This is a genomic window from Buttiauxella cochleicola (genome assembly GCF_021283185.1).
In the GTDB taxonomy this organism is placed as follows: domain Bacteria; phylum Pseudomonadota; class Gammaproteobacteria; order Enterobacterales; family Enterobacteriaceae; genus Buttiauxella; species Buttiauxella massiliensis.
The window spans coordinates 187,400-211,405 of the sequence record NZ_JAJSOS010000008.1; the positions used below are offsets into that span (position 1 = coordinate 187,400).

Genomic DNA, 24,006 nt, shown 5'->3' on the forward strand with positions numbered 1-24,006 from the left:
GCCATTTCTTCCACCACCCTGGCGGTAGAAATGGCGGTAGAAATAGTTTTAATTGTTAACGTAGTGGATGGCATTTTTACCTAAGCCTGCGACAACTTATATCCCCGCAGTCGACTCACGCTCAGCGCAATAGCTAACACCGTCGCAACCACCGCCATCCACAAGCTGAAATGCGCGGCGCTGTTTTGCGCATAAATCGACATCATCACACCGACAAACGCGGCGCCCAGGCACTGCCCGAAGGTGCGCATGATTGCCAGAACACCGGATGCATATCCGCTGTTTTCCCGAGAGGCATTGGACAACATTTCTTTGTTATTTGGGCTTTGAAAACAGCCAAAGCCTATCCCGCAAATCAAACTGCGCAAACAGATATCCCACGCTTGAGCGTGTTCCGGAAGCATAGCCAGCAATGTCAGGCCAATGGCGAAGATACACAGCCCTGCTGTTGAGATTATTGCGGCTGAATATCGGTCTGCAAGGCGTCCGGCATGGGGTGCCGCCAGAATAATCCCGATGGGCCATGGCGTGAAAAGCAGTGCTGAAACCAGTGCGCTGTAACCGTAAACGCTCTGAAACAGGAAAGGCAGGGCAATGAACGTGATGCCCTGGCTGACAAAGGAGGCAAGCGAAGTGAGTGCTGCCAAGGAGAACCGTGAAGAGGCAAAGATATTGAGCGGAAGCAATGGCTTAGTCACGCGCTGCTGAACCCAGATAAATGCAAGGCCGGTGAGAATCGCGATGCTCGCGAAAATCACAGCAGTGGTCAGGTCACCGTTGCCGGGATGGGTAAATGCATCTGCGGCCATAATCAATGCGCCTAACGCAACTGCCGAAAGTAAGGCTCCGGCATAATCGAATGGTTCGCGTTTTAACGCCGGGTTATTGGGAATAACACGCAGCGTGAGTAATAAAGCGATAATGCCCAGCGGAATATTAATCGCAAACAACCATTGCCAGCTCAACGTGGAAAGAATCGTGCCTCCCAGAATCGGCGCGATGGCAGTGCTAGTGCCAATCAGCAGAGCATTGAGGCCAAGTATTCGCCCCAACAGGCGATTGGGGAAAACTGAGCGCAGTATCGCCGGGCCAATACTTAATGTTGCCGCACCACCAATACCCTGCAAAACCCGCATGATAACTAACATATCCAGTGAGGATGAGAGCGCACATCCCACAGAGGCCAACGTGAAAAGGCCAAGACCGAAGGCGAAAATCGAGCGAAATCCGATGCGGCTGGACAGGGCGGCAAATATCGCCAGTGTCATCGCCGCTGATAATAAATATCCGTTGGAAACCCAGACGGTGGCACCCAATGAAGCATCGAGTGAGCGGGCGATTTGCGGCAAGGCAATGTTGATCATCGAGCCGTCAAACACGGCCATGGTCGTCATGGTCATGACGGCGGCCATCGCTAAGCCGCGCTCACGGCCAGGCAAACCTTCATCGCCTGGCTGGTCGGAAAATAGTGCCATTTTTTAATTCTCTCGCTTGGGTGTGCCAGAAATATAGCTGTACTGGAGATAAGGCGGAAGGCGCAGCATTTGCATTAATAACCTGCACTAAACGCCTTCTCTCATTTCAATGTGCGCGCTACTATTGAGTTTATGACTGAACCCGATCTGAACTTACTTATTGCTCTTGATGTGCTTCTGGCCGAAGGAAGTGTGGCAGGGGCTGCGCGTCGTCTGGGGTTAAGTGCCTCGGCAATGAGCCGAACACTAAGCCGCCTGCGCGACACCACTGGCGATCCGCTACTGGTGCGGGCTGGGCGTAATATGGTGCTGACTCCTTATGCGGAAGAAATCCGCGAGCGCACGCAAAATGCCGTCTTTGAAGCCCGAGCGGTACTGCGCCCGTCATCGGATGCTTTTAATCTTGCAACACTTGAGCGCAGTTTTACCCTGCGTACTAACGCCGGATTTATTGAGATATTCGGTGCTGCGTTGATTGCTGCGGTAGCCGCCGTTGCGCCGTTGGTCCAACTGCGCTTTATGCCCAAACCAGAGAAAACAGCAAAGTATCTGCGTGAAGGTTTAATTGATCTTGAGATCGGTGTACCTGGAGAGATGGGCCCAGAAATACGATTAACGGCGCTTTATCGGGATAAGTTTGTCGGCGTGGTACGAAAAGGCCATTCGCTTGAGCAAGAGGATGATATTACTGCTGCGAAGTATGCCGATTTGGGGCATGTGGTGGTTTCCCGTCATGAACGAGGAACTGGACCGGTTGATGTGCTGCTGACACAGATGAATTTACAACGCAAAATTGCGGCAATGGTGCCGGGGTTTCCCGCGGCGATTGCGGTGGCTCAGGCATCGGATTTAGTGGCGTTGGTGCCAGCTACATTCCTGCTGAACCAGCCGGGGTTGAATGGCAATTCAGGGGAGGCGAGGCTTTATGTTTTTGAGCTGCCGGTGAAAACCAATGAGATTACGGTGTCTTTAATGTGGCATCCGCGCTCGGAAGCAGACCCGGCACATCGCTGGCTACGGCAGTTAGTGTTGAAGGTTTGCCGCGAGAAAGTGCCGGGGTGAGGCAATCATTGCCGTAATAAGAATACCCAAAATAATTCGAGTTGCAGAAAGGCGGCCAAGCCGTAAGACCCCGGGAGCATAGTAAACTATGTGACCGGGGCGCACGGGTGCAGCCAACGCATCTGCAGCTTGAAGTATGATGGGTATCAGGTCACTGGTGCTGGGTTGAAAACGGCGAGCGCATTATGCAATCCCCACTGATCCGAGAACGTTTTCTTACGGCCACTCGCCACATCAAGAATAAATTTGAACAACTCCCAGCCGACGTCCTCAATGGTCGCTTCACCGGTGGCGATAGTGCCCGCGTTGATATCCATTAAGTCATACCAACGGTTGGCCAGTGCGGTACGGGTGGCCATTTTAATCACCGGAACTGCCAACAAACCGTATGGCGTACCGCGACCGGTCGTGAACACTTGCACCGTGATGCCGGATGCCACCTGTTGGGTGCCGCAAACGAAATCGCTCGCCGGTGTTGCGGCGAAAATCAGGCCGCGTTTGGTTGGACGCTGCCCTGGGGAAAGCACCTCAACAATGGCGCTTTGGCCTGATTTAGCAATTGAACCGAGTGCTTTTTCCACCACGTTTGCCAGGCCACCTTTTTTGTTGCCAGGCGACGGGTTAGCGCTACGGTCGGTTTTACCCATATCAAGATAGTTGTCATACCATTCCATCTCTTCGAGCAGGCGCTTACCCACTTCTTCGTTGATGGCACGCGGTGTTAGCAGGTGAATAGCATCACGCACTTCGGTAACTTCAGAGAACATCACCGTTGCACCACAACGCACCAGCAGGTCAGAAGCGTAGCCCACAGCTGGGTTCGCGGTTACGCCGGAGAACGCATCGCTGCCGCCACACTGCATACCGACAACCAGATCAGACGCCGGGCAAGTTTCGCGTTGGCGTTGGTTCAGTTTGACCAGATGGCGCTCAGCAACGTTGAGAATGTCATCGACCATCGATTTAAAGCCGACATGGTGTTCATCTTGCAGACGCACAATGCTGGCATCGCCAACATTAATCGACTGCACGTCATCGGTGCCTTCCAGCAGGCGCTCTGGCTGCAATTTTTCGCAACCCAGGCCGATGACCATAATCTCACCGCCAAAGTTCGGATTCAGAGAGATGTTATGGATAGTGCGAATAGGAATGACTGCCGCAGGGGCGTTGATCGCCACACCACAACCGTAGAGGTGATTGAGGCCGACCACGCCGTCAACGTTCGGGTAGCGCGGCAGCAAATCACGTTCAATAATTTTGATGACGTAATCGACCACACCTGCAACGCAATGCACGCTGGTGGTGATGCCAAGCAGGTTTTTGGTGCCGACGCTGCCGTCGGCGTTGCGATAACCTTCAAAGGTATAACCTTCCAGTGGCGGCAGTGGCTCAGGTACTTTCGTGGCTAATGGCAAAGTGTGGAGCGGTGGCGCTTTTGGCAATTCCACTAATGATTCGTCAATCCAGCTACCGCGTGGAATATCACGTACCGCGTAGCCAATCACTTCGCCATAACGAACAATTTCGCCATGTGCCGGAATATCAACCAGTGCTGCTTTGTGCCCTTGCGGGATATGTTCGATAAGTTCTAATCCATCCGGAAAACGGGTGCCAGCTTTCAGCCCATTATCATTAACAATAATAGCGACATTATCTGTCTCATGAACTTTTATATAAAAAGAACCAAGGGGTTGTTGTTTAATTTCAATATTCGACATTGCCGCTATTCTCCAGAATTTTTTCTAATCGTGACTTCTCACAAGCTAAATAAAGAATGTCAGGCCGTGAGAAATAAAAATGTGAGCGAGATCACTTTATATTGCAAGGCATTGCCCACCAGGCAGGGTTATCTATGAAATTGTGCAATACACCCCACAAACATGTGCATAAGTTTAATTATTTGGCTTTTAAAGTGTTATCTATTGGGCGTATGCCTAATGTCCATTTGTTCTGTGCTGGCTATACTGTGTTGCGAATGACAAACACCAGGTTAATTTCAGAGAGCAGTATTATCCCGAAAATATATTCGTGAAATACTGCTTATATAAATAAAAAATCCTTGAATTAAGTACCCGCAACAGAGGATGTAGAAAATGATTTTGGATACAGCAGTTGAGTCGAAAAAAGGTAAGAACACACGATACTTAATATTATTAATTATCTTTATTGTAACGACGATTAACTACGCGGATCGAGCCACTCTTTCTATTGCGGGTACTGAAGTTGCTAAAGAATTACAGCTCAGTGCAATCTCAATGGGTTATATTTTCTCGGCGTTTGGTTGGGCATACCTGTTAATGCAAATCCCTGGCGGCTGGTTACTTGACCGCTACGGCTCGAAGAAGGTTTACACCTACAGTCTGTTCTTCTGGTCTCTGTTTACGTTCATGCAAGGCTTTGTTGATATGGTGCCGCTGGCGTATGCGGGTATCTCCATGTTTATCATGCGATTTATGCTCGGATTCTCGGAAGCACCATCGTTCCCGGCAAACGCCCGTATTGTTGCGGCCTGGTTCCCGACAAAAGAACGCGGCACCGCTTCAGCCATTTTTAACTCTGCACAATATTTCTCGCTGGCGCTGTTCTCTCCGTTACTCGGCTGGCTTACCTTCGCATGGGGTTGGGAGCATGTGTTTACCGTGATGGGCGGCATCGGTTTTGTGCTGACCTTCTTGTGGGTGAAGTTTATCCATAACCCAACTGACCACCCGCGTATGTCAAAAGAAGAGCTGGATTACATCACTCAAGGCGGCGCAGTGGTTGATATGGACCACAAAAAACCAGGTGCCGTGGTTGAAGGTCCAAAACTACATTACATCAAGCAGTTGCTGACTAACCGTATGATGTTGGGCGTGTTCTTTGGTCAGTACTTCATTAACACCATTACCTGGTTCTTCCTGACCTGGTTCCCGATTTACCTGGTGCAAGATAAGGGCATGTCGATCCTTAAAGTAGGGATGGTTGCTTCAATCCCGGCACTGTGTGGCTTCGCAGGTGGTGTGTTGGGTGGCGTGTTCTCTGATTCGTTAATCAAGCGCGGTTACTCACTGACCGTTGCTCGTAAGATACCGATTGTTCTCGGGATGCTACTTGCTTCGACCATCATTCTTTGTAACTACACCGAAAGCACGGCTCTGGTTATCACCCTGATGGCATTCGCTTTCTTCGGTAAAGGTTTTGGCGCGCTGGGCTGGCCGGTTATTGCCGACACCGCACCAAAAGAGATGGTTGGTCTGTGTGGTGCTGTGTTCAACGTGTTCGGTAACGTTGCTTCTATCGTGACTCCACTGGTGATTGGTTACCTGGTTTCTGAACTTCACTCCTTTAATGCAGCGCTGATCTTCGTAGGCTGTTCGGCGCTGATGGCAATGGTTTGTTATCTGTTCGTAGTTGGTGACATTAAACGTATGGAATTGCAGAAGTAATTAACGCAACAGATAACCTGATAAATAAGGGCAAAAGATGAATACCAATGTTTTCCCCAATAAATTCAAAGCGGCGCTGGCGGCAAATCAGATTCAAATAGGTTGCTGGTCTGCGCTGGCAAACCCAATCAGCACCGAAGTGCTGGGCCTGGCCGGGTTCGACTGGATTGTGCTGGATGGCGAACATGCGCCAAACGATATCTCCACTTTTATTCCGCAATTGATGGCGTTAAAAGGCAGTGAAAGTGCCGCTGTAGTTCGCGCACCGACCAACGACCCGGTGATCATCAAGCGCCTGCTGGATATCGGTTTCTATAACTTCCTGATTCCGTTTGTTGAGACTCAGGAAGAGGCGGTGCTGGCGGTCTCTTCAACCCGCTATCCACCTGAAGGGATTCGTGGCGTGTCCGTTTCACACCGCGCCAATATGTTTGGCACCGTGCCGGATTACTTCGCGCAGTCCAACAAGAACATCACGATTCTGGTGCAAATCGAAAGCCAGCAGGGCGTGGATAACGTTGATGCCATCGCTACAACCGACGGTGTGGATGGCATTTTCGTTGGGCCAAGCGACCTGGCGGCGGCATTAGGCCATCTGGGTAATGCTTCACACCCGGACGTGCAGCAATGCATCAAACACATCTTTGCTCGCGCTAAAGCGCACGGTAAACCAGCCGGCATTCTGGCACCAGTTGAAGCCGACGCGCGTCGCTATATGGAATGGGGCGCGACCTTTGTGGCGGTGGGCAGCGATTTAGGCTGCTTCCGCTCGGCAACCCAGAAATTGGCTGATTCTTTTAAAAAATAACTACCACCTAAAGAGAGAGACTGAATTATGACACTGAAAGTTGGGTTTATTGGCCTGGGCATCATGGGCAAACCAATGAGTAAAAACCTCATCAAAGCCGGTTATTCCCTGGTGGTTGCCGACCGTAATCCCGAGGTGATTGCTGAACTTATCACCGCCGGTGCAGAAACTGCTGCAACACCGAAAGATATCGCCGAGCAGTGCGATGTGATTATCACCATGCTGCCAAACTCCCCACACGTGAAAGAAGTGGCGTTGGGTGAGAACGGCATTATTGAAGGCGCGAAGCCAGGCACTGTGGTTATCGACATGAGTTCCATCGCTCCGCTTGCGAGCCGTGAAATCAGCGAAGCGCTGAAAGCCAAAGGCATCGATATGCTGGATGCGCCAGTGAGCGGCGGCGAGCCAAAAGCGATTGAAGGCACGTTGTCTGTGATGGTTGGCGGCGACAAAGTAATTTTCGACAAGTTTTACGACCTGCTGAAATCCATGGCCGGTTCCGTGGTGCACACCGGTGATATCGGTGCGGGTAACGTTACCAAACTGGCAAACCAGGTGATTGTAGCGCTGAACATCGCGGCGATGTCTGAAGCGCTGGTACTGGCAACCAAAGCGGGCGTGAATCCTGAACTGGTATTCCAGGCGATTCGTGGCGGCCTGGCGGGCAGCACCGTTCTGGAAGCAAAAGCGCCAATGGTGCTGGATCGCAACTTCAAGCCAGGTTTCCGCATCGACCTGCACATTAAAGATCTGGCAAATGCGCTGGATACTTCCCACGGTGTTGGCGCTCAATTGCCACTGACCGCCGCCGTAATGGAAATGATGCAGGCGCTGCGTGCAGATGGCCACGGTAACGACGACCACAGCGCAATCGCGTGCTACTACGAAAAACTGGCGAAAGTAGAAGTCAGCAAATAAAAGAGATGGGCACCTTTCGGTGCCCGATTTTCTCGGCACTTTTTTGGCATGGACACATTATGAAAATCGTAATCGCACCCGACTCTTATAAAGAAAGCCTCTCGGCGGTTGATGTGGCTAAGGCCATTGAAAAAGGTTTCCGCGAAATATTTCCTGATGCGGAATATATATCGGTCCCGGTTGCAGATGGCGGGGAAGGTACGGTCGATGCCATGATCAGTGCAACACAAGGCAAGAAAATCACCACTACAGTGACAGGGCCGCTGGGTGAGCCGGTTACAGCATATTGGGGTATGTCCGGTGACGGTAAAACCGCGTTTATCGAAATGGCTGAAGCCAGTGGGCTTGCACTGGTGCCAATCGTGAACCGCAATCCTCTAATTACGACTTCGCACGGTACTGGTGAGCTGATCTTACGGGCTCTGGATAACGGTGCGCGCAACATTATTATCGGCATCGGTGGCAGCGCAACTAACGACGGTGGAGCGGGCATGGTGCAGGCGCTGGGCGCAAAATTATGCGACGCGGTGGGCAAACAAATTAGCCACGGCGGCGGCAGTTTAATGAGTCTGAACAGCATTGATATTTCCGGCCTCGACAGTCGCCTGGCGGATTGCGTGATTAACGTGGCCTGCGACGTGACCAATCCATTAATTGGCGACAACGGCGCTTCGCGTGTTTTCGGGCCGCAAAAAGGGGCCGACGAAGCGATGATTGTGGAGCTCGATGCCAACCTCGCGCACTTTGCCGAAGTGATTAAAAAAGATCTGCACATCGATGTGAAAAACGCTGAAGGAGCGGGAGCGGCAGGCGGTATGGGCGCGGCATTAATGGCTTTCTTAGGTGCGGAATTACGCAGCGGCGTCGAGATTGTGACCGAAGCGCTGCATCTTGAAGAACATATTCACGACTGCTCGCTGGTCATTACCGGTGAAGGGCGCATGGACAGCCAGAGCATTCGCGGCAAAGTCCCGGTGGGCGTGGCGGCGGTGGCGAAAAAATACCGTAAGCCGGTGATTGGCATTGCGGGCTCGTTGACCAAAGACGTGGCGATTGTCCACCAATATGGCATCGACGCGGTGTTTAGCGTGCTCAATAGCATCGGCACGCTGGAAGACGCGTTGAAGAATGCGTTCGACAATATTTATCGTGCGTCGCGTGATATTGCGGCAACGGTTGAAATTGGGATGCGGATCACTCACTAACCGTGCGTGACACAGCCGCACAAACCCTCTATAATCCGCGCCGAAGCTGACCAGACAGTCGCCGCTTCGTCGTCGTCCTTCTTCGGAAGGAGACGGGCGGAGGGGAGGAAAGTCCGGGCTCCATAGGGCAGGGTGCCAGGTAACGCCTGGGGGGGTAACCCACGACCAGTGCAACAGAGAGCAAACCGCCGATGGCCCGCGCAAGCGGGATCAGGTAAGGGTGAAAGGGTGCGGTAAGAGCGCACCGCGCGGCTGGTAACAGTCCGTGGCACGGTAAACTCCACCCGGAGCAAGGCCAAATAGGGGTTCATAAGGTACGGCCCGTACTGAACCCGGGTAGGCTGCTTGAGCCAGTGAGCGATTGCTGGCCTAGATGAATGACTGTCCACGACAGAACCCGGCTTATCGGTCAGCTTCAACCATTCAACAAAACGCCCGCACAGTGAAAACTGTGCGGGCGTTTTGTTTATACCCGTCATACTTCGCGCTGCCTCTTTGTTGGCTACGCTCACTCGCCCAAATCGCTTACTGGAGTAAGCTCATCGGGACTTGTTCTCTTGCCGCCGCGATGCACCTCGAATTATTTAGGGTATATATAGAACAATTGCCATAATACGACTCCCGCCATCACCGGATTCCGCACCGCCATGATCAAGTCTCTGTACATCGACAACTACCGCTCGGTGCGTAAACTTTCCATCGATTTGGGGCGGCTGAACGTGGTTTTCGGCCCAAATGGCTGCGGGAAATCCAATATCTATAAAGCAATCCATTTGATCCACGGCGCGGCGATGGGGCAGTTGTCACACTGGCTGTCTGATGAAGGTGGTATCCAAAAGGTTATGTGGGCAGGCTCCCGCGCCAAAGGGTATGCCAGTGCGCCACGGCGTATGACGCTTGCAGTAGATACCGACGATTTTGAATATGAATTGCAGGTCGGCTTCCCGGACAAATTACCGTACCCCACGATGTTCGATCTCGATCCTATCGTAAAAGAAGAGCAAATCTGGCTGAGTGGTTTTCGCCGCCGACCTTCTTCGTCAATTATGCATCGTCGCAACCAGGCTGTTTTTCTCAACGATGTTAACGGTGAGAAAGTCACGCACGCCGCCACGCTCTACGAGAACGAATCGTTGTTCGGCCAACTTGGCGAGCCACACCTGTATCCCGAAGTTTCCAGCGCCCGCGAAACGCTATGTAACTGGCGTTTCTACCATGAGTTCGATATCACGAAAGGAGCCGGGTTGCGCTTGCCACAGGTCGGTTACCGCTCGCCAGTGTTAGCAGGTGATGGGCTAAACCTGGCCGCCGCGTTCCAGACCATCGTTGAAATTGGTGATAGTGAGTTACTGTTTGAGGTGCTGGGCGAAGCCTTCCCTGAATGCACATTTTTCTGTGATAACAGTAACGGACGTTTTCAGATGATGATGCACCGGCAGGGGATTAACCGCCCGCTGGAGTCGGCTGAGTTTTCTGATGGGACATTACGATTTTTGTGCCTGACTGTGGCGTTACTTAGCCCGCGTCCACCGCGCTTTATTGCATTGAATGAACCTGAAAATAGCCTGCATCCACAGATGTTACCCGCGTTGGCTCGCCTGATTGCAGAAGCGAGTCGTTACACACAAATCTGGCTCACCAGCCATTCGCCAGAATTGGCCACATTTATTGAAAAACATACGCCATTTACGCTTTATCAGTTGGGGATTGAGAATGGGGAGACGCGTGTTAACCGTCTCTCGTGAGGGGAAAATTCCCCGGTGCTAGCCGGGGAAGGAGATTAGAGAGTGCCTTCTTCTTCTGCCAGACGTAAATCAGCTTCGCTAACAATCGCTTCCAGCTCGGTCAGCATATCGTCATAGCTCATTTCAGCTTGCGGATTCGTTGCCACAACAGTTGCTGCAACAGCAGGTTGTAGTACTTTCTTCTCGTTTCGTTTTGCTGTTGATTTCTTACTCACTGATGACTCCTGTTTATCCATTGTCGACACTGGTCAGACCGGTAAATCTATCAGCAATGCGCGCAATGGGGTATCTGCAACCAGCGTAATGTTAGCTTCATCACGGATAAAAGCGCCGTCACCACAGGTAAGCCCTTCTTTCTCTTCAGCAGAAGTTACAGCATGGACCGTACCGTGAATTGACTGTAAATAAGCACGCGGGCCGTGTAGCTGGAAACTGAGCTGTTGGCCTTTCTCCAGTTCAATCTGGTGAATCCATACTTGTTGGCGCAGTTGTAAGCTCTCTTTACTGCCATCTGGCGAGGCCAGTAATTGTTGTGACCCATCTGTAAGCGTGATTTTCTGAACCAGCGGATTTTCGCGCTCCGGGCAAGCATCAAGCCACAGTTGCATGCGCGTCAGAGAGTTCTCTTTACTCAGGTTATGCTCGCTGTAACTCAGCCCTGGTTGGGTGGAAATGAGCAGTGCTTCCCCGGCTTTAGCCTGAACGTGGTTGCCCTCGCTGTCGCGGTATTCCGCTTCGCCTTCCAGAATCAAATTGAGAATATCAACCTTCGGATATGTGCGTGGCTGGAATGACGCCCCCGGGGCTAACACTTCCTGGTTGAGTACGCGCAACGAAGCATAGCCCAACAATTTCGGGTCGAAATAGTGACCGAAGGAAAACGTATAGCGGGCCTGGAGCCATCCATAGTCCGCTTTCCCGCATTGTTTGGCAGTTCTTGGCGTAATCATAATTTCTTGACCTCTTTTTACACTGTACCCATGGTAAAGCTCTGGACGCTGCATTGTTAGCCAGTTAATCTGCTTGGTATGTTCAAATTTCCTGAATGAGAACGAGATGGCTAAAGAGAGAGCATTGACGCTAGAGGCATTGCGGGTCATGGACGCAATTGATAGGCGTGGGAGTTTTGCCGCTGCTGCTGATGAGTTGGGGCGAGTACCGTCGGCGCTGAGCTACACCATGCAGAAGCTGGAAGAAGAACTGGATGTCGTGCTGTTTGACCGTTCAGGCCATCGCACCAAATTTACCAATGTCGGGCGGATGTTGCTGGAGCGCGGGCGAGTTTTGCTCGAAGCGGCTGAAAAACTTACCACTGACGCCGAAGCACTGGCACGTGGTTGGGAAACGCATCTTACTATTGTTACAGAGGCTCTGGTGCCGACGGCGAAGCTGTATCCGCTGGTGGAAAAACTTGCCGGTAAAGCTGACACGCAGCTGTCGATTATTACTGAAGTACTGGCCGGTTCATGGGAGCGTTTAGAGCAAGGTCGGGCGGATATTGTGATTGCTCCGGATATGCATTTCCGTTCTTCATCTGAGATTAACTCACGCAAGTTATATAAGGTGATGAGCGTTTATGTCGCAGCACCAGATCACCCGATTCATAATGAACCGGAGCCGCTATCCGAGGTGACGCGCGTGAAGTATCGCGGTATCGCGGTCGCTGATACCGCACGGGAACGTCCTGTGCTGACCGTGCAGCTACTGGATAAACAGCCGCGTCTTACAGTAAGTAGCATGGAAGATAAGCGCCAGGCATTACTGGCCGGGTTGGGTGTAGCGACGATGCCTTATCCGATGGTCGAGCAGGATATTGCTGAAGGACGGCTACGTGTGGTGAGCCCTGAATACACCAATGAAATTGACATTATCATGGCGTGGCGACGCGATAGCATGGGCGAAGCAAAAGCCTGGTGCTTGCGTGAAATTCCAAAATTATTGAAATGAAAAGAGTGGGCAGCTTTTGCGCTGCTCCACCCTTTTTAAGTGAGTTTGTTGGGTATAAATTATTATTCACTAACGAATCGTGCATCCAGGCGTTTTGGATCCGCGCCGTACTCATTTTCGCCTGGCGTGCCGTTCTGGCAATTAAACGCCAGAATAATCAACCAGCCCACCAACGGTATTAACAGCAGTAACAGCCACCAGGCTGAACGGTCAGTATCGTGTAGGCGTCGAAACTGTACGGCCCAGTAAGGCAGGAAAATCAGTACGCCGTAAACCGTCGTCAGCAGACCTTCATCCCCCGCAATCCGTAGCCCTAACATCTTATCCAGAATGCTTAAAACCACGGTTAGCACAAGGTTGACCAGGATGAACATCCAGAACTCTTTGCGACGTGCACGTCCACTAAAGCCAAGATAATTTTTTAAAACTTTGAAATACCAATCCATTTGTAGCCCGCCTTGATTTTTTATCAATCACTTGATCTGTAAGCGATCTATTTCAAGAATAGCCGTGAATAGATTTTACGTAAAACATAGTTCATATGAATTTTATCAACCCTTGTTAAACCGTTCGTCGCGCCCGTGAGGCTCATTCAAATCCTGAGCGGGGCCAATGGAAATAATCCCGGTAGGGTTAATGGTTTTGTGGCTGCGGTAGTAGTGGTGGCGGATATGCCCGAAGTCGACAGTTTCAGCGATGCCCGGCATTTGGTAGATATCACGCAAGAATCCGTACACATTCAGGTAATCACTAATACGATGTTTATCGCATTTGAAGTGGGTGACATAGACCGGGTCGAAACGTACCAGTGTGGTCCACAAACGAATATCCGCTTCGGTAAGCTGGTCGCCGGTTAAATATCGATGCTGCCCGAGGATCTGCTCAACGCGTGCCAGTGACTCGAATACTTTGGTGACGGCTTCATCGTAAGCTTCTTGAGAGGTAGCAAAGCCGGCTTTATAAACGCCGTTATTAATGCTGTCGTAAATCCAGCTATTTAGCTCATCAATCTGGCTACGTAATGCAGTCGGGTAATAATCCCCAGCGCGAGCACCTTGCGCATCAAACGCGGTATTGAGCATACGGATGATTTCAGCGGATTCGTTACTGACGATAGTCTGCGTTTTCTTATCCCATAAAACAGGTACGGTAACGCGCCCGGTGTAATCAGAGTCAGCTTGTAAATAGAGCTGATAAAGATATTCATGCTGATATAAGCCATCACCGGTAGCGTTTGGGAAATCATCGTCAAACGTCCAGCCGTCCTGCAACATGAGCGGGTGAACCACAGAAACAGAGATAAAAGATTCGAGGCCTTTTAACGCACGCATGATTAATGTGCGATGAGCCCATGGGCAGGCGAGGGAAACATAGAGATGGTAGCGATCTTTCTCGGCAGCAAAACCACCTTTACCGGTTGGGCCGGGTTCACCATCCGCCGTCAGCCAGCTGCGAAAAGCTGACTCTGAGCGTTTGAAACTGCCGCCAGTGGATTTGGTGTCGTACCAGACATCGTGCCAGACGCCATCAATTAATTGTCCCATTTCATTCTCCTCGTGAGCCTTAAAAACAAAAAAGCGAAGGTATTAACCTTCGCTTTTACTTCTAATCAGTATAGAAGCCTTACCAGTTTTTCTTCAGAATACGGTCGATGCTGTATGCACCTGGTCCGAAGATAGCCAGTAACAGGTAACCACCGGCGATGGTGAAGTTCTTCATAAACATAGTTGAGTTCATGCCCTGGCTGAAATCACCGTGGAACAAGAACGCTGTCAGAATCGTGAACACTGCAGTGATAATTGCGGTGGTACGAGTAAAGAAACCGAATAGAATCGCCAGGCCGCCGCCAAACTCAAGCAGAATGGTCAATGGCAATAAGAACCCAGGAACACCCATCGCTTCCATATATTGTTGAGTGCCGGCATAACCGTTAATTTTGCCCCAACCTGCAACGATGAACAGAATCGGCATCAGGACACGAGCTAACAGAACACCTGCATCATCTAATTTTTTCATTTTACTCTCCAGCGAATCTCTTGTGGGTGCTATCAGCCCAGGGATGTTTGTCTTTGCAGTTTCCGGTAGTTACCGGTGACTGCGGTTGATGGGGAGGATAATAGACGTGACGTTAAGGGATTGTTAGCAAGGAAAACTGTCGATGTTTTTCAATATTACTGATTAATAAAAACGCCGCCTGAATAAGGCGGCGTTGGATACTAATGCGATTGTGGCTGTATTGTGTTGCGAATCAGGCGCCACGTACTCCAGGCGCCTAGTCCGCGCCTTGCCCAGCGCATCAGGAAGCTTGGGTGGCGCACTGTCCAGATAGCCATAACGCTGCTGGCGACAACTGCGTACCGGCGTAAGCTAATCAATGTGTTCCAGCTTCTGTCATAAGTCGCTGTCACTTCAAGCCAGTCGCGCTTGCTTGCACTTAAATCCAGCCGTTGTTGCTGAATCTGACTGAGTAAAAATGCTTTGCGTTTATCTAGCTCGCGTTTGCTCATAATTTGTCATCTTCCAGCAACGAGCGGTCATTTTCGAGCTCGCGACGGGTATGGCGCAGCAAGGTGGATTGACGCGATTTACGTAGAGTCCAGATACCACCGATGAAAGCCAGACCCAACAGAACGACTGTTGTCGCGATCATGGCGTTCAGGCGGTATTGCGGCTCGACGGCCCAGAAAACCAGCACCACAAGACTCATTAAGCCAAATGCAGCAAACAGCATGGTTAACCCAAGCATCAGTAGTAACTGGATGAGATGTGCTTTCTCCTCTTCCAGCTCTACCACTGCAAGCCGCACACGCGTTTCCACCATCCCAACGATGATAGTGACAAGGCGCTGGCCAATGCCAAGGACGCCTTTACCTGGACCTTGAGGTTGATGGGATTCAGGCATAATTAACGACGTGTCAGCAGGACACCGAGTACGACGCCAATCGCCGCCCCAATGCCAACACCAGTCCATGGGTTTTCACGCACATAGTCGTCAGCTTTCGCGGCAGCTTCACGGGTTTGTTTAGCAATAACATCACCGGTATCACCCAGGCGTACACGGCTTTCTTTCAGTGCTTTTTCAGCCTTGCCACGTAGCTTTTCAAGTTCGGACTTTGACTTATCCGTCGATGCACTCAGCACCTCTTCAAGGGTATCTGCCAGGGATTTCAACTCAGCGCGCAAATGTTCTGATGTGGTATCTTTTGACATGGTTCTCTCCAGGTGTTTGAGGTTGATCCTTGAACTTAGTAATCACGAGCCTGCAAAGTTTTCAGCTCGTGCTCAGCTTCAGCCAGTTTCTGTTCCCGTTTTGAAATTTTATCAGCATCGCCTTTTTCGCGAGCTTCCTTAAGATCTGCTTTCCGCTCGGTGATTTCAGCTTTTTGTTCGTTGATTTTTTTCTTGTGAGCCGCGCGTAAACTGCTATCGGTGCAGTTAGAGCGAACTTCTTTCAACGCTTTGTTAAGCCCATCGACACGGCTTTGATTCTGGTGTTTCTCCGCATAGCCAATTTCTCGCTGAATATCCTGCTCCTTTTCATTACACAGCGAGCTCGCATGCGCTGCGGACGTCAGAGACAATAGGGCGATAGCCAATACGGTACGATAGTTCATGATAAAAAACCTTCCATTGTGAATGTACGTTTACCCGCAAGGTTAAGCATACAAAAAGTCCAGAAATTAAACGAATGTGATGATTTGTAGCGGTTTAAGTAAAAACAAGCATAGTCAGGAATTGAGTAAAAACCCAATCCCCATTAGCAAATTAGGATTGCAGGAAAGGGTTAACCGATGCGGATATTTTCGTTAAGCACACGCGTAAGCCATGTGCTGGCGCTGTCATCTTCATCTTGCTGAGCGATGACGTAGCCATGTGGCAACGTTTTATATAACACGGCTTTAGCAGCCTCGCTTTGCGCACTCGAATCAAACTTTATCAATAACGAATTGTTGTCAGGCGTAATACTTTTAAAGCGAATACCGTTGGCATCAAGGTGGTGCCAGACATAAAACCCGTCAGGCATGCTGATCCCTTGTTGGCTGGAGCGAATCTCAAGTGTGGACTCAGTACGCTGCATTCCAGACCATATTAGTATTGAGGCCGCGGCAATTGCGCCAATCAACATCGTGGCCCTTAGGCCACGAAAAAAATGTGTTTTCATCGTTATCCCTCTTAACTGCGGTTACCGTATTTTTTACGCCAAAGCACAATCAACGAACCGATCAGACCAATTACCAGTAACACGACTGGTAGCAGCATCAGGCAGGACATCAATGCATCTTCATATTTCAGGAATACCGGCGTTTTACCGAGCAGATATCCTAGCGTGGTGAGGATTAGTACCCATAACAGGCCGCTCATCCAGTTGAAGAACTGGAAGCGCGCATTATTCAGACCAGATAAACCAGCAATAGTTGGTAACAGGGTACGAACAAAAGCAATGAAGCGACCAATCAGCAATGCCGATAAGCCATGTTTATGGAACAGGTTGTGCGCACGCTGATGATAATGCGCGGGAAGATGCGATAACCAGTTCTGCACGATTCGCGTGTTACCAAGCCAACGCCCCTGAATATAACTAAGCCAGCAGCCGAGGCTGGCCGCGGTGGTTAACAGTAAAACGGTTTCCGGAAAACCCATTGCCCCTTTGGCAATCAGCACACCGACCAAAACTAACAAACTATCGCCGGGCAGGAAGGCTGCTGGCAGCAAGCCGTTTTCAAGGAATAAAATCATGAACAAGACGAAATAAAGCATGCCAATCATTCCTGGATTGGCGAGCGTTTCAAAATCCTGGCTCCAGAGAGCGTTCAACAGTTGCGAGAGAAGTTCCATTCAGTGTTCCTGGCACATCGGTTAAGACCGCTGATCAAAGTCAGATAAGTAGAGTGCGGCTTTATTCTGTGTGGTTATGCTTGTGTAGTAGCCGCCTACAATCCACCGCTCGTTACCCAGGTTCGCCACAACTCCGTGTGAATGCGACCGGGCAGGTTGTTAGCAAAGCTAACACCGACAGTGAAATTGCATCTAATTGTAACAAAGCTCTGTCTAATGCGTCACAGTATTTGTGCTTTGTTGAGGATTGATTTTGATGAGTCGTAGGGGGGCTGGCGAGGGTATTTACAAACGCTGACACTATTGGTTGGTTTGCTTACCCTCGCGCGGGAAAATGACTATTTTTGACCGTTTGCGGCAGTATCGAGATGAATAACCGGGTTATCTGCAAATAAGTAGCGATCGGCATTGAATTCGAAATCATCGCTGGTTGCATCAAATAACATCTGTTTGGTGTTTTCCAGATGCTGCCACATTGCCACTTTAGCAGCATGAGGATCTTTGCGAATCAGTGCTTTAAGAATTTGGTCATGATCTTCACACCAGTTATCAGCGGTGCGTTTATCAATATGCTCGTGAAGTTTTTTCCAGTATGGGTTATGGATGCGTTGGCTCCACATTTTTTCTACGATGGCTGCAAGGGCGCTATTTTGTGAAGCTAGAGCAACCTGAGTATGGAAATGAAGGTCCCATTCTGAATCCTGGAAATTGTGCTCATTACGCGCCATTTCCTGAATTTCCATCAGCTTGACGATATCTTGCTTAGTCACTTGAGTCGCCGCGAATTCCGCGATGTTACTTTCAATAAGCTGGCGAGCCTGTAACAGCTCAAACGGCCCGAAACTGGCAAATTCAAACTGGTCATCAGGCAGGTTAGAGTATTTAGCCTGGTTCGCAATAACATGGATTCCGGAGCCTTTACGCACTTCAACGTAGCCTTCCACTTCCAGCATAATAATCGCTTCACGAACCACAGTGCGGCTCACGTTCTTTTCTTCAGCAATAAAGCGCTCTGCCGGGAGTTTTTCCCCAACCAGATAAACACCGTTTTCGATGCGTTGTTTAAGTTCAGCGGCCAATTGCTGATAAAGACGACGTGGTTCCATAACTTCCATCTGTAGCTCCGGGAAAGGTCCTGCGGGTAACCTTATTTGTTATACCACTTTTCAAAGTTCGGCTCCACATTCTAGATACACAAAAGCCGCCCGTGGGCGGCTTTGTAAACAAATTTGAGACACCGATTATGCTATTGCTTGCTTCGGTTTTTGTGAGTCGTTCAACTCACTGATTGGTTTGTTTTGCAGCACTGTCCAGATAACGATAGCACCGAGGATATCGAATACTGCCAGTGCAGCGAACAGTGGGCTGAAGCCAAGTGTATCAGCCAGTGCGCCCACAACCAGAGCAAACAGGGTGCTCGCAGTCCAGGCTGCCATACCGGTCAAACCATTCGCCGTCGCCACTTCGTTACGACCGAACACGTCAGAAGACAGAGTGATCAGAGCGCCAGACAGTGACTGGTGAGCAAAGCCGCCAACACACAGCAGAGCGATTGCAACATACGGGCTAGTGAACAGGCCAATAGTCCCTGGAGCAATCATCAGAATCGCGCCCATGGTCACTACCAGTTTACGGGAAACAATCAGGTTCACACCGAATACGCGCTGGAAGAATGGTGGCAGGTAGCCGCCAACAATACATCCCAGGTCAGCAAACAGCATTGGCATCCAGGCAAACATCGCAATGTGTTTCAGGTCAAAACCATAAGCTTTAAACATGAACAGTGGGATCCAGGCGTTGAAAGTACCCCAGGCTGGTTCAGCAAGGAAACGTGGCAGAGCAATACCCCAGAACTGACGGTTCTGCAGGATTTTCCAGGCGCTCATTTTTTTGCTGTTGTCAGTCTGGTGATGCGCTTCCTGGCCACCGATGATGTATTCACGTTCTTCTTCAGACAGGCGTTTCTGGTCACGTGGGTGTTTGTAGAAAATCAACCAGCACATTGCCCATGCAAAGCTCAGGACACCGGAGATGATGAACGCCATCTGCCAGCTGTGCATCACAATCGCCCAAACCACTAATGGTGGAGCAATCATGCCGCCGATAGAGGAACCCACGTTGAAGTAACCCACGGCGATTGAACGCTCTTTAGCTGGGAACCATTCGCTACTGGCTTTCAGGCCAGCTGGAATCATGGCCGCTTCAGCAGCACCAACGGCACCACGAGCGATTGCCAGGCCACCCCAGCTTCCTGCAAGTGCAGTAGCACCACAGAAAATTGCCCATGCGACAGCAAAGAATGCGTAGCCCACTTTCGTACCCAGTACATCAAGCACATAACCTGCGACAGGCTGCATGATGGTGTAGCAAGCTGAGTAAGCCGCGATGATGTAGGAATATTGCTGAGTGGAAATATGCAGCTCTTCCATCAATGTTGGCGCAGCAGCAGCAATAGTGTTACGTGTCAGGTAACCCAGAATTGTACCCATGGTTACCAGGGCAATCATGTACCAGCGCAAGCCTTGAATCTTTCGCATTTCGAATTTCATCCCGTCTTATAAACAACCGCACATCATGCGGCCGTACGTCCGGCACTGCTGCCAGAGCGTTTGATCTATTAAGGGGTTCATATCCGGGGGTATCACCCGGTACGACCCGTACCTTGCCATATGTAAAAAACTGCCTGTGGCAATTCCGGTTTCCGTACCGTGATGCGCTGTTATTGATGTCAGCGTCTGAAGTAATTCCATTACGTCTGTATTGCGACGGCAGAAAGATAACTTGTCATACAGCTTCAAAAGTTGAGTGATATCACAAAAGTGTCGATCAGCTCACTCCAAGGGGGTAGGGGCTTTCAAGCCAGAACTGGCGCGGGATGCGGCTTTGTTTTAAACACAATATTAACAATAAAAGTGTGGTTTTTGTGACGAATACCACAAAAATCCACTCGGCCTCCAGAAATTGGTGTGATAACTTTATTTGCATTATGCGCAAGCATCGAACTGCTATGAACAGAGGAACCCTACAATGGCCCAGTTTATGACTGAAGATTTTCTGCTTGATACCGAATTTGCCCGCCGTTTGTATCATGAGTTTGCAGCCGACCAGCCTATTTTCGACTATCACTGCCACTTACAGCCACAGCAAGTCGCTGAAGATTACCGCTTCAAAAACCTGTATGACATCTGGTTAAAAGGTGATCACTACAAGTGGCGCGGCATGCGTGCTAACGGTGTGGAGGAGCGTCTGTGTACAGGTGATGCGTCTGACCGCGAGAAGTTCGATGCCTGGGCTGCAACTGTTCCGCACACTATCGGTAACCCGCTGTATCACTGGACTCACCTCGAACTGCGTCGTCCATTCGGTATCACAGGCAAACTGTTGTCTCCAACAACTGCTGATGAAATCTGGAACGAATGTAATGAGTTGCTGGCTCAGGACAACTTCTCTGCGCGCGGCATCATGAAGCAGATGAACGTGAAAATGGTCGGTACGACTGATGACCCAATTGACGATCTGCGTTTCCACCGCCAAATCGCGCTCGATGCGTTTGAAACCAAAGTGCTGCCAAGCTGGCGCCCGGATAAAGCCTTCAACATTGAACAAGCTACTTTTGCTGAATACATGGGCAAACTGGCTGAAGTGTCTGATACCGACATTCGTCGTTTCTCCGATCTGCAAACTGCACTGAACAAGCGTCTGGATCACTTTGCTGAACACGGTTGTAAAGTTTCCGACCACGCACTGGACGTTGTTCTGTTTGCAGAAGCAGATGAAGCGACTCTGGACGGCATTCTGGCTCGTCGTCTTTCCGGTGAAACCCCAAGCGAGCACGAAGTTGCACAGTTCAAAACTGCGGTTCTGGTTTGGCTGGCTGCGGAATATACCCGTCGCGGTTGGGTTCAGCAGTACCACATTGGTGCGCTGCGTAATAACAACCTGCGCCAGTTCAAACTGCTGGGACCTGATGTGGGCTTTGACTCCATCAACGACCGTCCAATGGCTGAAGAACTTTCTCGCCTGCTCAGCAAGCAAAACGAAAACAACGAACTGCCAAAAACAATTCTGTATTGCCTGAACCCACGCGATAACGAAGTGCTGGGCACCATGATTGGCAACTTCCAGGGCGAAGGTATGCCAGGAAAAATGCAGTTTGGTTCAGGTTGGTGGTTCAACGACCAGAAAGATGGCATGGAGCGTCAAATGACGCAGCTGGCGCAACTGGGTCTGTTAAGCCGTTTCGTTGGCATGCTGACTGACAGCCGTAGCTTCCTGTCATACACCCGCCACGAATACTTCCGTCGCATCCTGTGCCAGATGATTGGCCGTTGGGTTGAAGCGGGCGAAGCTCCAGCTGATATCAAGCTGCTGGGCCAAATGGTGGAAAACATCTGCTTTAACAACGCCCGAGACTACTTTGGCATTGAACTGAACTAATCAGGCTCTGAGGTTGATATGCAATACATTAAGATCCATACGCAAGATAACGTCGCTGTTGCGTTAGTGGACCTGGCTGAAGGTGAAGTGGTTACCGTTGAAGGTGTAGAGGTGACTCTGCGCCAGCCGGTGCTTCGTGGCCATAAATTTGCGCTGGTTACCATTGCGCAAGGTGAGAACGTCGTTAAATACGGTTTACCAATTGGCCATGCTTTGGCGACGATTGAAGCCGGCGAGCACATTCACTCACACAATACGCGTACGAATCTGAACGATCTGGATGAGTATAGCTATCAACCTGATTTCCAGTCTCTGGCAAGCCAGGCTGCAGACCGCGATGTGAGCGTTTACCGTCGTGAAAACGGCTCAGTAGGCGTGCGTAATGAGTTGTGGATCCTGCCAACCGTGGGCTGTGTAAACGGCATCGCGCGTCAGATCCAGAACCGTTTCCTGAAACAGAACAACGACGCCGAAGATATCGACGGCGTGTTCCTGTTCAGCCATCCGTTCGGTTGTTCGCAGTTGGGTGAAGATCACGTTAACACCCGCACCATGCTGCAAAACATGGTGCATCACCCAAATGCGGGTGCGGTACTGGTGATTGGTCTCGGTTGTGAAAACAACCAGGTGAGCGCCTTCCGTGAAACGCTGGGTGAGTTCGATGAGTCCCGCGTGAAGTTTATGGTTTGCCAGCAGCAGGATGACGAAGTTGAAGCCGGGCTTGAGCAACTTCAGGCCCTGTACGAAGTGATGCGTAACGACAAGCGTGAACCAGGCAAAATCAGCGAGCTGAAGTTTGGCCTGGAGTGCGGCGGTTCAGACGGTTTGTCCGGTATTACGGCGAACCCAATGCTCGGTCGTTTCTCCGACTATATGGTGGCTAACGGCGGCACCACTGTGCTGACAGAAGTCCCGGAAATGTTTGGCGCAGAACGCATCCTGATGAGCCATTGCCGCGATGAAGCGACGTTTGAAAAAACCGTCACCATGGTGAATGACTTCAAACAGTACTTCATCGAACACAACCAGCCGATCTACGAGAACCCATCACCAGGGAACAAAGCTGGCGGTATCACCACGCTCGAAGAAAAATCCCTCGGCTGTACGCAAAAAGCCGGTGAGAGCGAGGTTGTCGATGTGCTGCGTTATGGCGAGCGCCTGAAAACGCCTGGCCTGAACTTGTTAAGTGCGCCTGGTAACGATGCGGTTGCCACCAGTGCATTGGCTGGTGCAGGTTGCCATATGGTGCTGTTCAGCACCGGTCGTGGCACACCATACGGCGGTTTTGTGCCAACAGTTAAAATCGCAACCAACAGTGAGCTGGCCACTAAAAAGCCACACTGGATTGATTTTGACGCAGGCAAACTGCTGCACGGCAGCGATATGAATACATTGTTGACCGAGTTTATCGACACTATTGTTGATATCGCTAACGGCAAGAAAACCTGCAACGAGCGTAATGATTTCCGCGAGTTGGCCATCTTTAAAAGTGGCGTCACGTTGTAAGTAGCGTTTCAAGTGCTACCATGAAACGGCATTTTGATATTCGAAATGCCGTTTTTTTTCGCCTCGTTTTTACTCACAAGGATTTGTCATGACCGCGTATTGGGTTGCCCAGGGCGTCGGGGTTCTCGCCTTTGTGGTTGGTATTACCACGTTCATTAACCGCGACGAGCGGCGCTTCAAGCTACAACTGGCGGGTTACAGCGCCATCATCGGTATTCACTTCTTCCTGATGGGTGCAAGCCCGGCGGGTATGAGCGCCGAACTTAACGCAATCCGTACCGTTATCTCCCTGCGTACCCGCAGCCTGTGGGTGATGAGCATTTTCATTGCCTTAACGCTGGGCCTGGGGCTGGCTAAATTTAACCATGCGATGGAGCTGCTACCGATTGCCGGAACCGTGGCTAGTACCTGGGCATTATTTCGCTGCAAAGGGCTGACCACTCGCTGCGTAATGTGGTGCTCCACGGCTTGTTGGGTGACACATAATTTCTGGCTAGGGTCGATTGGCGGAACGTTAATCGAAGGGAGTTTTCTGGTGATGAACGGCCTGAATATTATTCGCTTCTGGCGGATGCAAAGGCGGGGCATTGACCCGTTTAAGGTCGAAAAAGAGGTTCAACAACAAGAGGGATAACTCCCCGC

25 protein-coding genes and 1 other RNA gene are annotated in these 24,006 nt (G+C 50.6%); 11 read left to right on the top strand and 15 right to left on the bottom strand.

Annotated features, from left to right (window positions below; all coding sequences use genetic code 11):
• Positions 1-80 precede the first annotated feature (80 nt).
• Complete coding sequence (locus LVQ76_RS14355; protein WP_232921904.1) at positions 81-1,475, bottom strand: MFS transporter; 1,395 nt, start codon at positions 1,473-1,475, stop codon at positions 81-83.
• Positions 1,476-1,607: 132 nt separating this feature from the next.
• On the opposite strand from LVQ76_RS14355, the gene LVQ76_RS14360 reads away from it, so the two are divergent.
• The gene (locus LVQ76_RS14360) at positions 1,608-2,537 is read left to right on the top strand and encodes a LysR family transcriptional regulator (protein WP_232921905.1); all 930 of its coding nucleotides are present in this window, start codon (positions 1,608-1,610) and stop codon (positions 2,535-2,537) included.
• Positions 2,538-2,683: 146 nt separating this feature from the next.
• On the opposite strand, the gene garD is transcribed toward LVQ76_RS14360, so the two are convergent.
• Entirely contained in the window at positions 2,684-4,255 is a 1,572-nt protein-coding gene (gene garD, locus LVQ76_RS14365; protein WP_232921906.1) for a galactarate dehydratase, read from the bottom strand.
• A gap of 375 nt (positions 4,256-4,630) precedes the next feature.
• Between garD and LVQ76_RS14370 the strand changes: the two genes are divergently transcribed.
• The 6 genes from LVQ76_RS14370 to LVQ76_RS14395 all read left to right on the top strand — a co-directional run bounded on the left by LVQ76_RS14370 (position 4,631) and on the right by LVQ76_RS14395 (position 10,638).
• Positions 4,631-5,962, top strand: a complete 1,332-nt coding sequence (locus LVQ76_RS14370; protein WP_154152142.1) for an MFS transporter — start codon at positions 4,631-4,633, stop codon at positions 5,960-5,962.
• A 37-nt stretch (positions 5,963-5,999) separates the two neighbouring features.
• Positions 6,000-6,770, top strand: a complete 771-nt coding sequence (gene garL / locus LVQ76_RS14375; RefSeq protein WP_232921907.1) for a 2-dehydro-3-deoxyglucarate aldolase — start codon at positions 6,000-6,002, stop codon at positions 6,768-6,770.
• 27 nt (positions 6,771-6,797) lie between these two features.
• Complete coding sequence (gene garR, locus LVQ76_RS14380; protein ID WP_232921908.1) at positions 6,798-7,688, top strand: 2-hydroxy-3-oxopropionate reductase; 891 nt, start codon at positions 6,798-6,800, stop codon at positions 7,686-7,688.
• A 59-nt stretch (positions 7,689-7,747) separates the two neighbouring features.
• Positions 7,748-8,893 (top strand): glycerate 2-kinase, encoded by a 1,146-nt coding sequence (gene garK, locus LVQ76_RS14385; protein ID WP_232921909.1) that lies wholly within the window; start codon positions 7,748-7,750, stop codon positions 8,891-8,893.
• A 42-nt stretch (positions 8,894-8,935) separates the two neighbouring features.
• An RNA gene (rnpB, locus tag LVQ76_RS14390) (RNase P RNA component class A) lies at positions 8,936-9,314 on the top strand.
• Positions 9,315-9,540: 226 nt separating this feature from the next.
• Positions 9,541-10,638, top strand: coding sequence for an AAA family ATPase (locus LVQ76_RS14395; RefSeq protein WP_232921910.1), 1,098 nt, complete (start codon positions 9,541-9,543; stop codon positions 10,636-10,638).
• A 35-nt stretch (positions 10,639-10,673) separates the two neighbouring features.
• Here LVQ76_RS14395 and LVQ76_RS14400 read toward each other — a convergent pair whose 3' ends face one another.
• Both LVQ76_RS14400 and LVQ76_RS14405 read right to left on the bottom strand, forming a co-directional pair.
• Entirely contained in the window at positions 10,674-10,853 is a 180-nt protein-coding gene (locus LVQ76_RS14400; protein WP_232865621.1) for a protein YhaL, read from the bottom strand.
• A gap of 33 nt (positions 10,854-10,886) precedes the next feature.
• On the bottom strand, positions 10,887-11,588 hold the full coding sequence (locus LVQ76_RS14405) for a pirin family protein (protein WP_232904633.1): 702 nt from the start codon (positions 11,586-11,588) through the stop codon (positions 10,887-10,889).
• A 106-nt stretch (positions 11,589-11,694) separates the two neighbouring features.
• Here LVQ76_RS14405 and LVQ76_RS14410 point away from each other — a divergent pair, with 106 nt between their 5' ends.
• Positions 11,695-12,585, top strand: coding sequence for a LysR family transcriptional regulator (locus tag LVQ76_RS14410; RefSeq protein ID WP_034461321.1), 891 nt, complete (start codon positions 11,695-11,697; stop codon positions 12,583-12,585).
• Between the two features lie 62 nt (positions 12,586-12,647).
• On the opposite strand, the gene LVQ76_RS14415 is transcribed toward LVQ76_RS14410, so the two are convergent.
• The 11 genes from LVQ76_RS14415 to LVQ76_RS14465 all read right to left on the bottom strand — a co-directional run bounded on the left by LVQ76_RS14415 (position 12,648) and on the right by LVQ76_RS14465 (position 19,958).
• Entirely contained in the window at positions 12,648-13,031 is a 384-nt protein-coding gene (locus LVQ76_RS14415; protein ID WP_151993985.1) for a DUF805 domain-containing protein, read from the bottom strand.
• A 105-nt stretch (positions 13,032-13,136) separates the two neighbouring features.
• Complete coding sequence (locus LVQ76_RS14420; protein ID WP_232921911.1) at positions 13,137-14,129, bottom strand: glutathione S-transferase family protein; 993 nt, start codon at positions 14,127-14,129, stop codon at positions 13,137-13,139.
• Positions 14,130-14,208: 79 nt separating this feature from the next.
• On the bottom strand, positions 14,209-14,601 hold the full coding sequence (locus LVQ76_RS14425; protein ID WP_064515925.1) for a DoxX family protein: 393 nt from the start codon (positions 14,599-14,601) through the stop codon (positions 14,209-14,211).
• Positions 14,602-14,801: 200 nt separating this feature from the next.
• Positions 14,802-15,092 carry a YqjK-like family protein gene (locus tag LVQ76_RS14430; protein ID WP_064515928.1) on the bottom strand — a complete coding sequence of 97 codons (291 nt, stop codon included), beginning with the start codon at positions 15,090-15,092 and terminating at the stop codon, positions 14,802-14,804.
• Positions 15,089-15,487, bottom strand: coding sequence for a phage holin family protein (locus LVQ76_RS14435; protein ID WP_064515930.1), 399 nt, complete (start codon positions 15,485-15,487; stop codon positions 15,089-15,091). The genes LVQ76_RS14430 and LVQ76_RS14435 overlap by 4 nt, the downstream gene beginning before the upstream one ends.
• A 2-nt stretch (positions 15,488-15,489) precedes the next feature.
• Positions 15,490-15,795, bottom strand: coding sequence for an ElaB/YgaM/YqjD family protein (locus LVQ76_RS14440; protein ID WP_034461328.1), 306 nt, complete (start codon positions 15,793-15,795; stop codon positions 15,490-15,492).
• A 35-nt stretch (positions 15,796-15,830) separates the two neighbouring features.
• Positions 15,831-16,199 carry a DUF1090 domain-containing protein gene (locus LVQ76_RS14445; RefSeq protein WP_232865618.1) on the bottom strand — a complete coding sequence of 123 codons (369 nt, stop codon included), beginning with the start codon at positions 16,197-16,199 and terminating at the stop codon, positions 15,831-15,833.
• 170 nt (positions 16,200-16,369) lie between these two features.
• A complete protein-coding gene (gene mzrA / locus LVQ76_RS14450) occupies positions 16,370-16,747 on the bottom strand; it encodes an EnvZ/OmpR regulon moderator MzrA (RefSeq protein ID WP_034461332.1) in 378 nt (125 codons plus the stop codon).
• Between the two features lie 11 nt (positions 16,748-16,758).
• Entirely contained in the window at positions 16,759-17,421 is a 663-nt protein-coding gene (gene yqjA / locus LVQ76_RS14455) for a DedA family general envelope maintenance protein YqjA (protein WP_034461333.1), read from the bottom strand.
• Positions 17,422-17,759: 338 nt separating this feature from the next.
• Complete coding sequence (gene exuR, locus LVQ76_RS14460) at positions 17,760-18,536, bottom strand: transcriptional regulator ExuR (RefSeq protein WP_232865617.1); 777 nt, start codon at positions 18,534-18,536, stop codon at positions 17,760-17,762.
• A gap of 126 nt (positions 18,537-18,662) precedes the next feature.
• On the bottom strand, positions 18,663-19,958 hold the full coding sequence (locus LVQ76_RS14465) for an MFS transporter (RefSeq protein ID WP_232865616.1): 1,296 nt from the start codon (positions 19,956-19,958) through the stop codon (positions 18,663-18,665).
• 490 nt (positions 19,959-20,448) lie between these two features.
• Between LVQ76_RS14465 and uxaC the strand changes: the two genes are divergently transcribed.
• From uxaC to LVQ76_RS14480, 3 genes are all read left to right on the top strand, one after another.
• Positions 20,449-21,858 (top strand): glucuronate isomerase, encoded by a 1,410-nt coding sequence (gene uxaC / locus LVQ76_RS14470; RefSeq protein ID WP_232865615.1) that lies wholly within the window; start codon positions 20,449-20,451, stop codon positions 21,856-21,858.
• An 18-nt stretch (positions 21,859-21,876) separates the two neighbouring features.
• On the top strand, positions 21,877-23,364 hold the full coding sequence (locus tag LVQ76_RS14475; RefSeq protein ID WP_232865614.1) for a UxaA family hydrolase: 1,488 nt from the start codon (positions 21,877-21,879) through the stop codon (positions 23,362-23,364).
• Positions 23,365-23,452: 88 nt separating this feature from the next.
• Positions 23,453-23,998, top strand: a complete 546-nt coding sequence (locus LVQ76_RS14480) for a YgjV family protein (protein WP_064515943.1) — start codon at positions 23,453-23,455, stop codon at positions 23,996-23,998.
• The last annotated feature ends 8 nt before the right edge of the window (positions 23,999-24,006 follow it).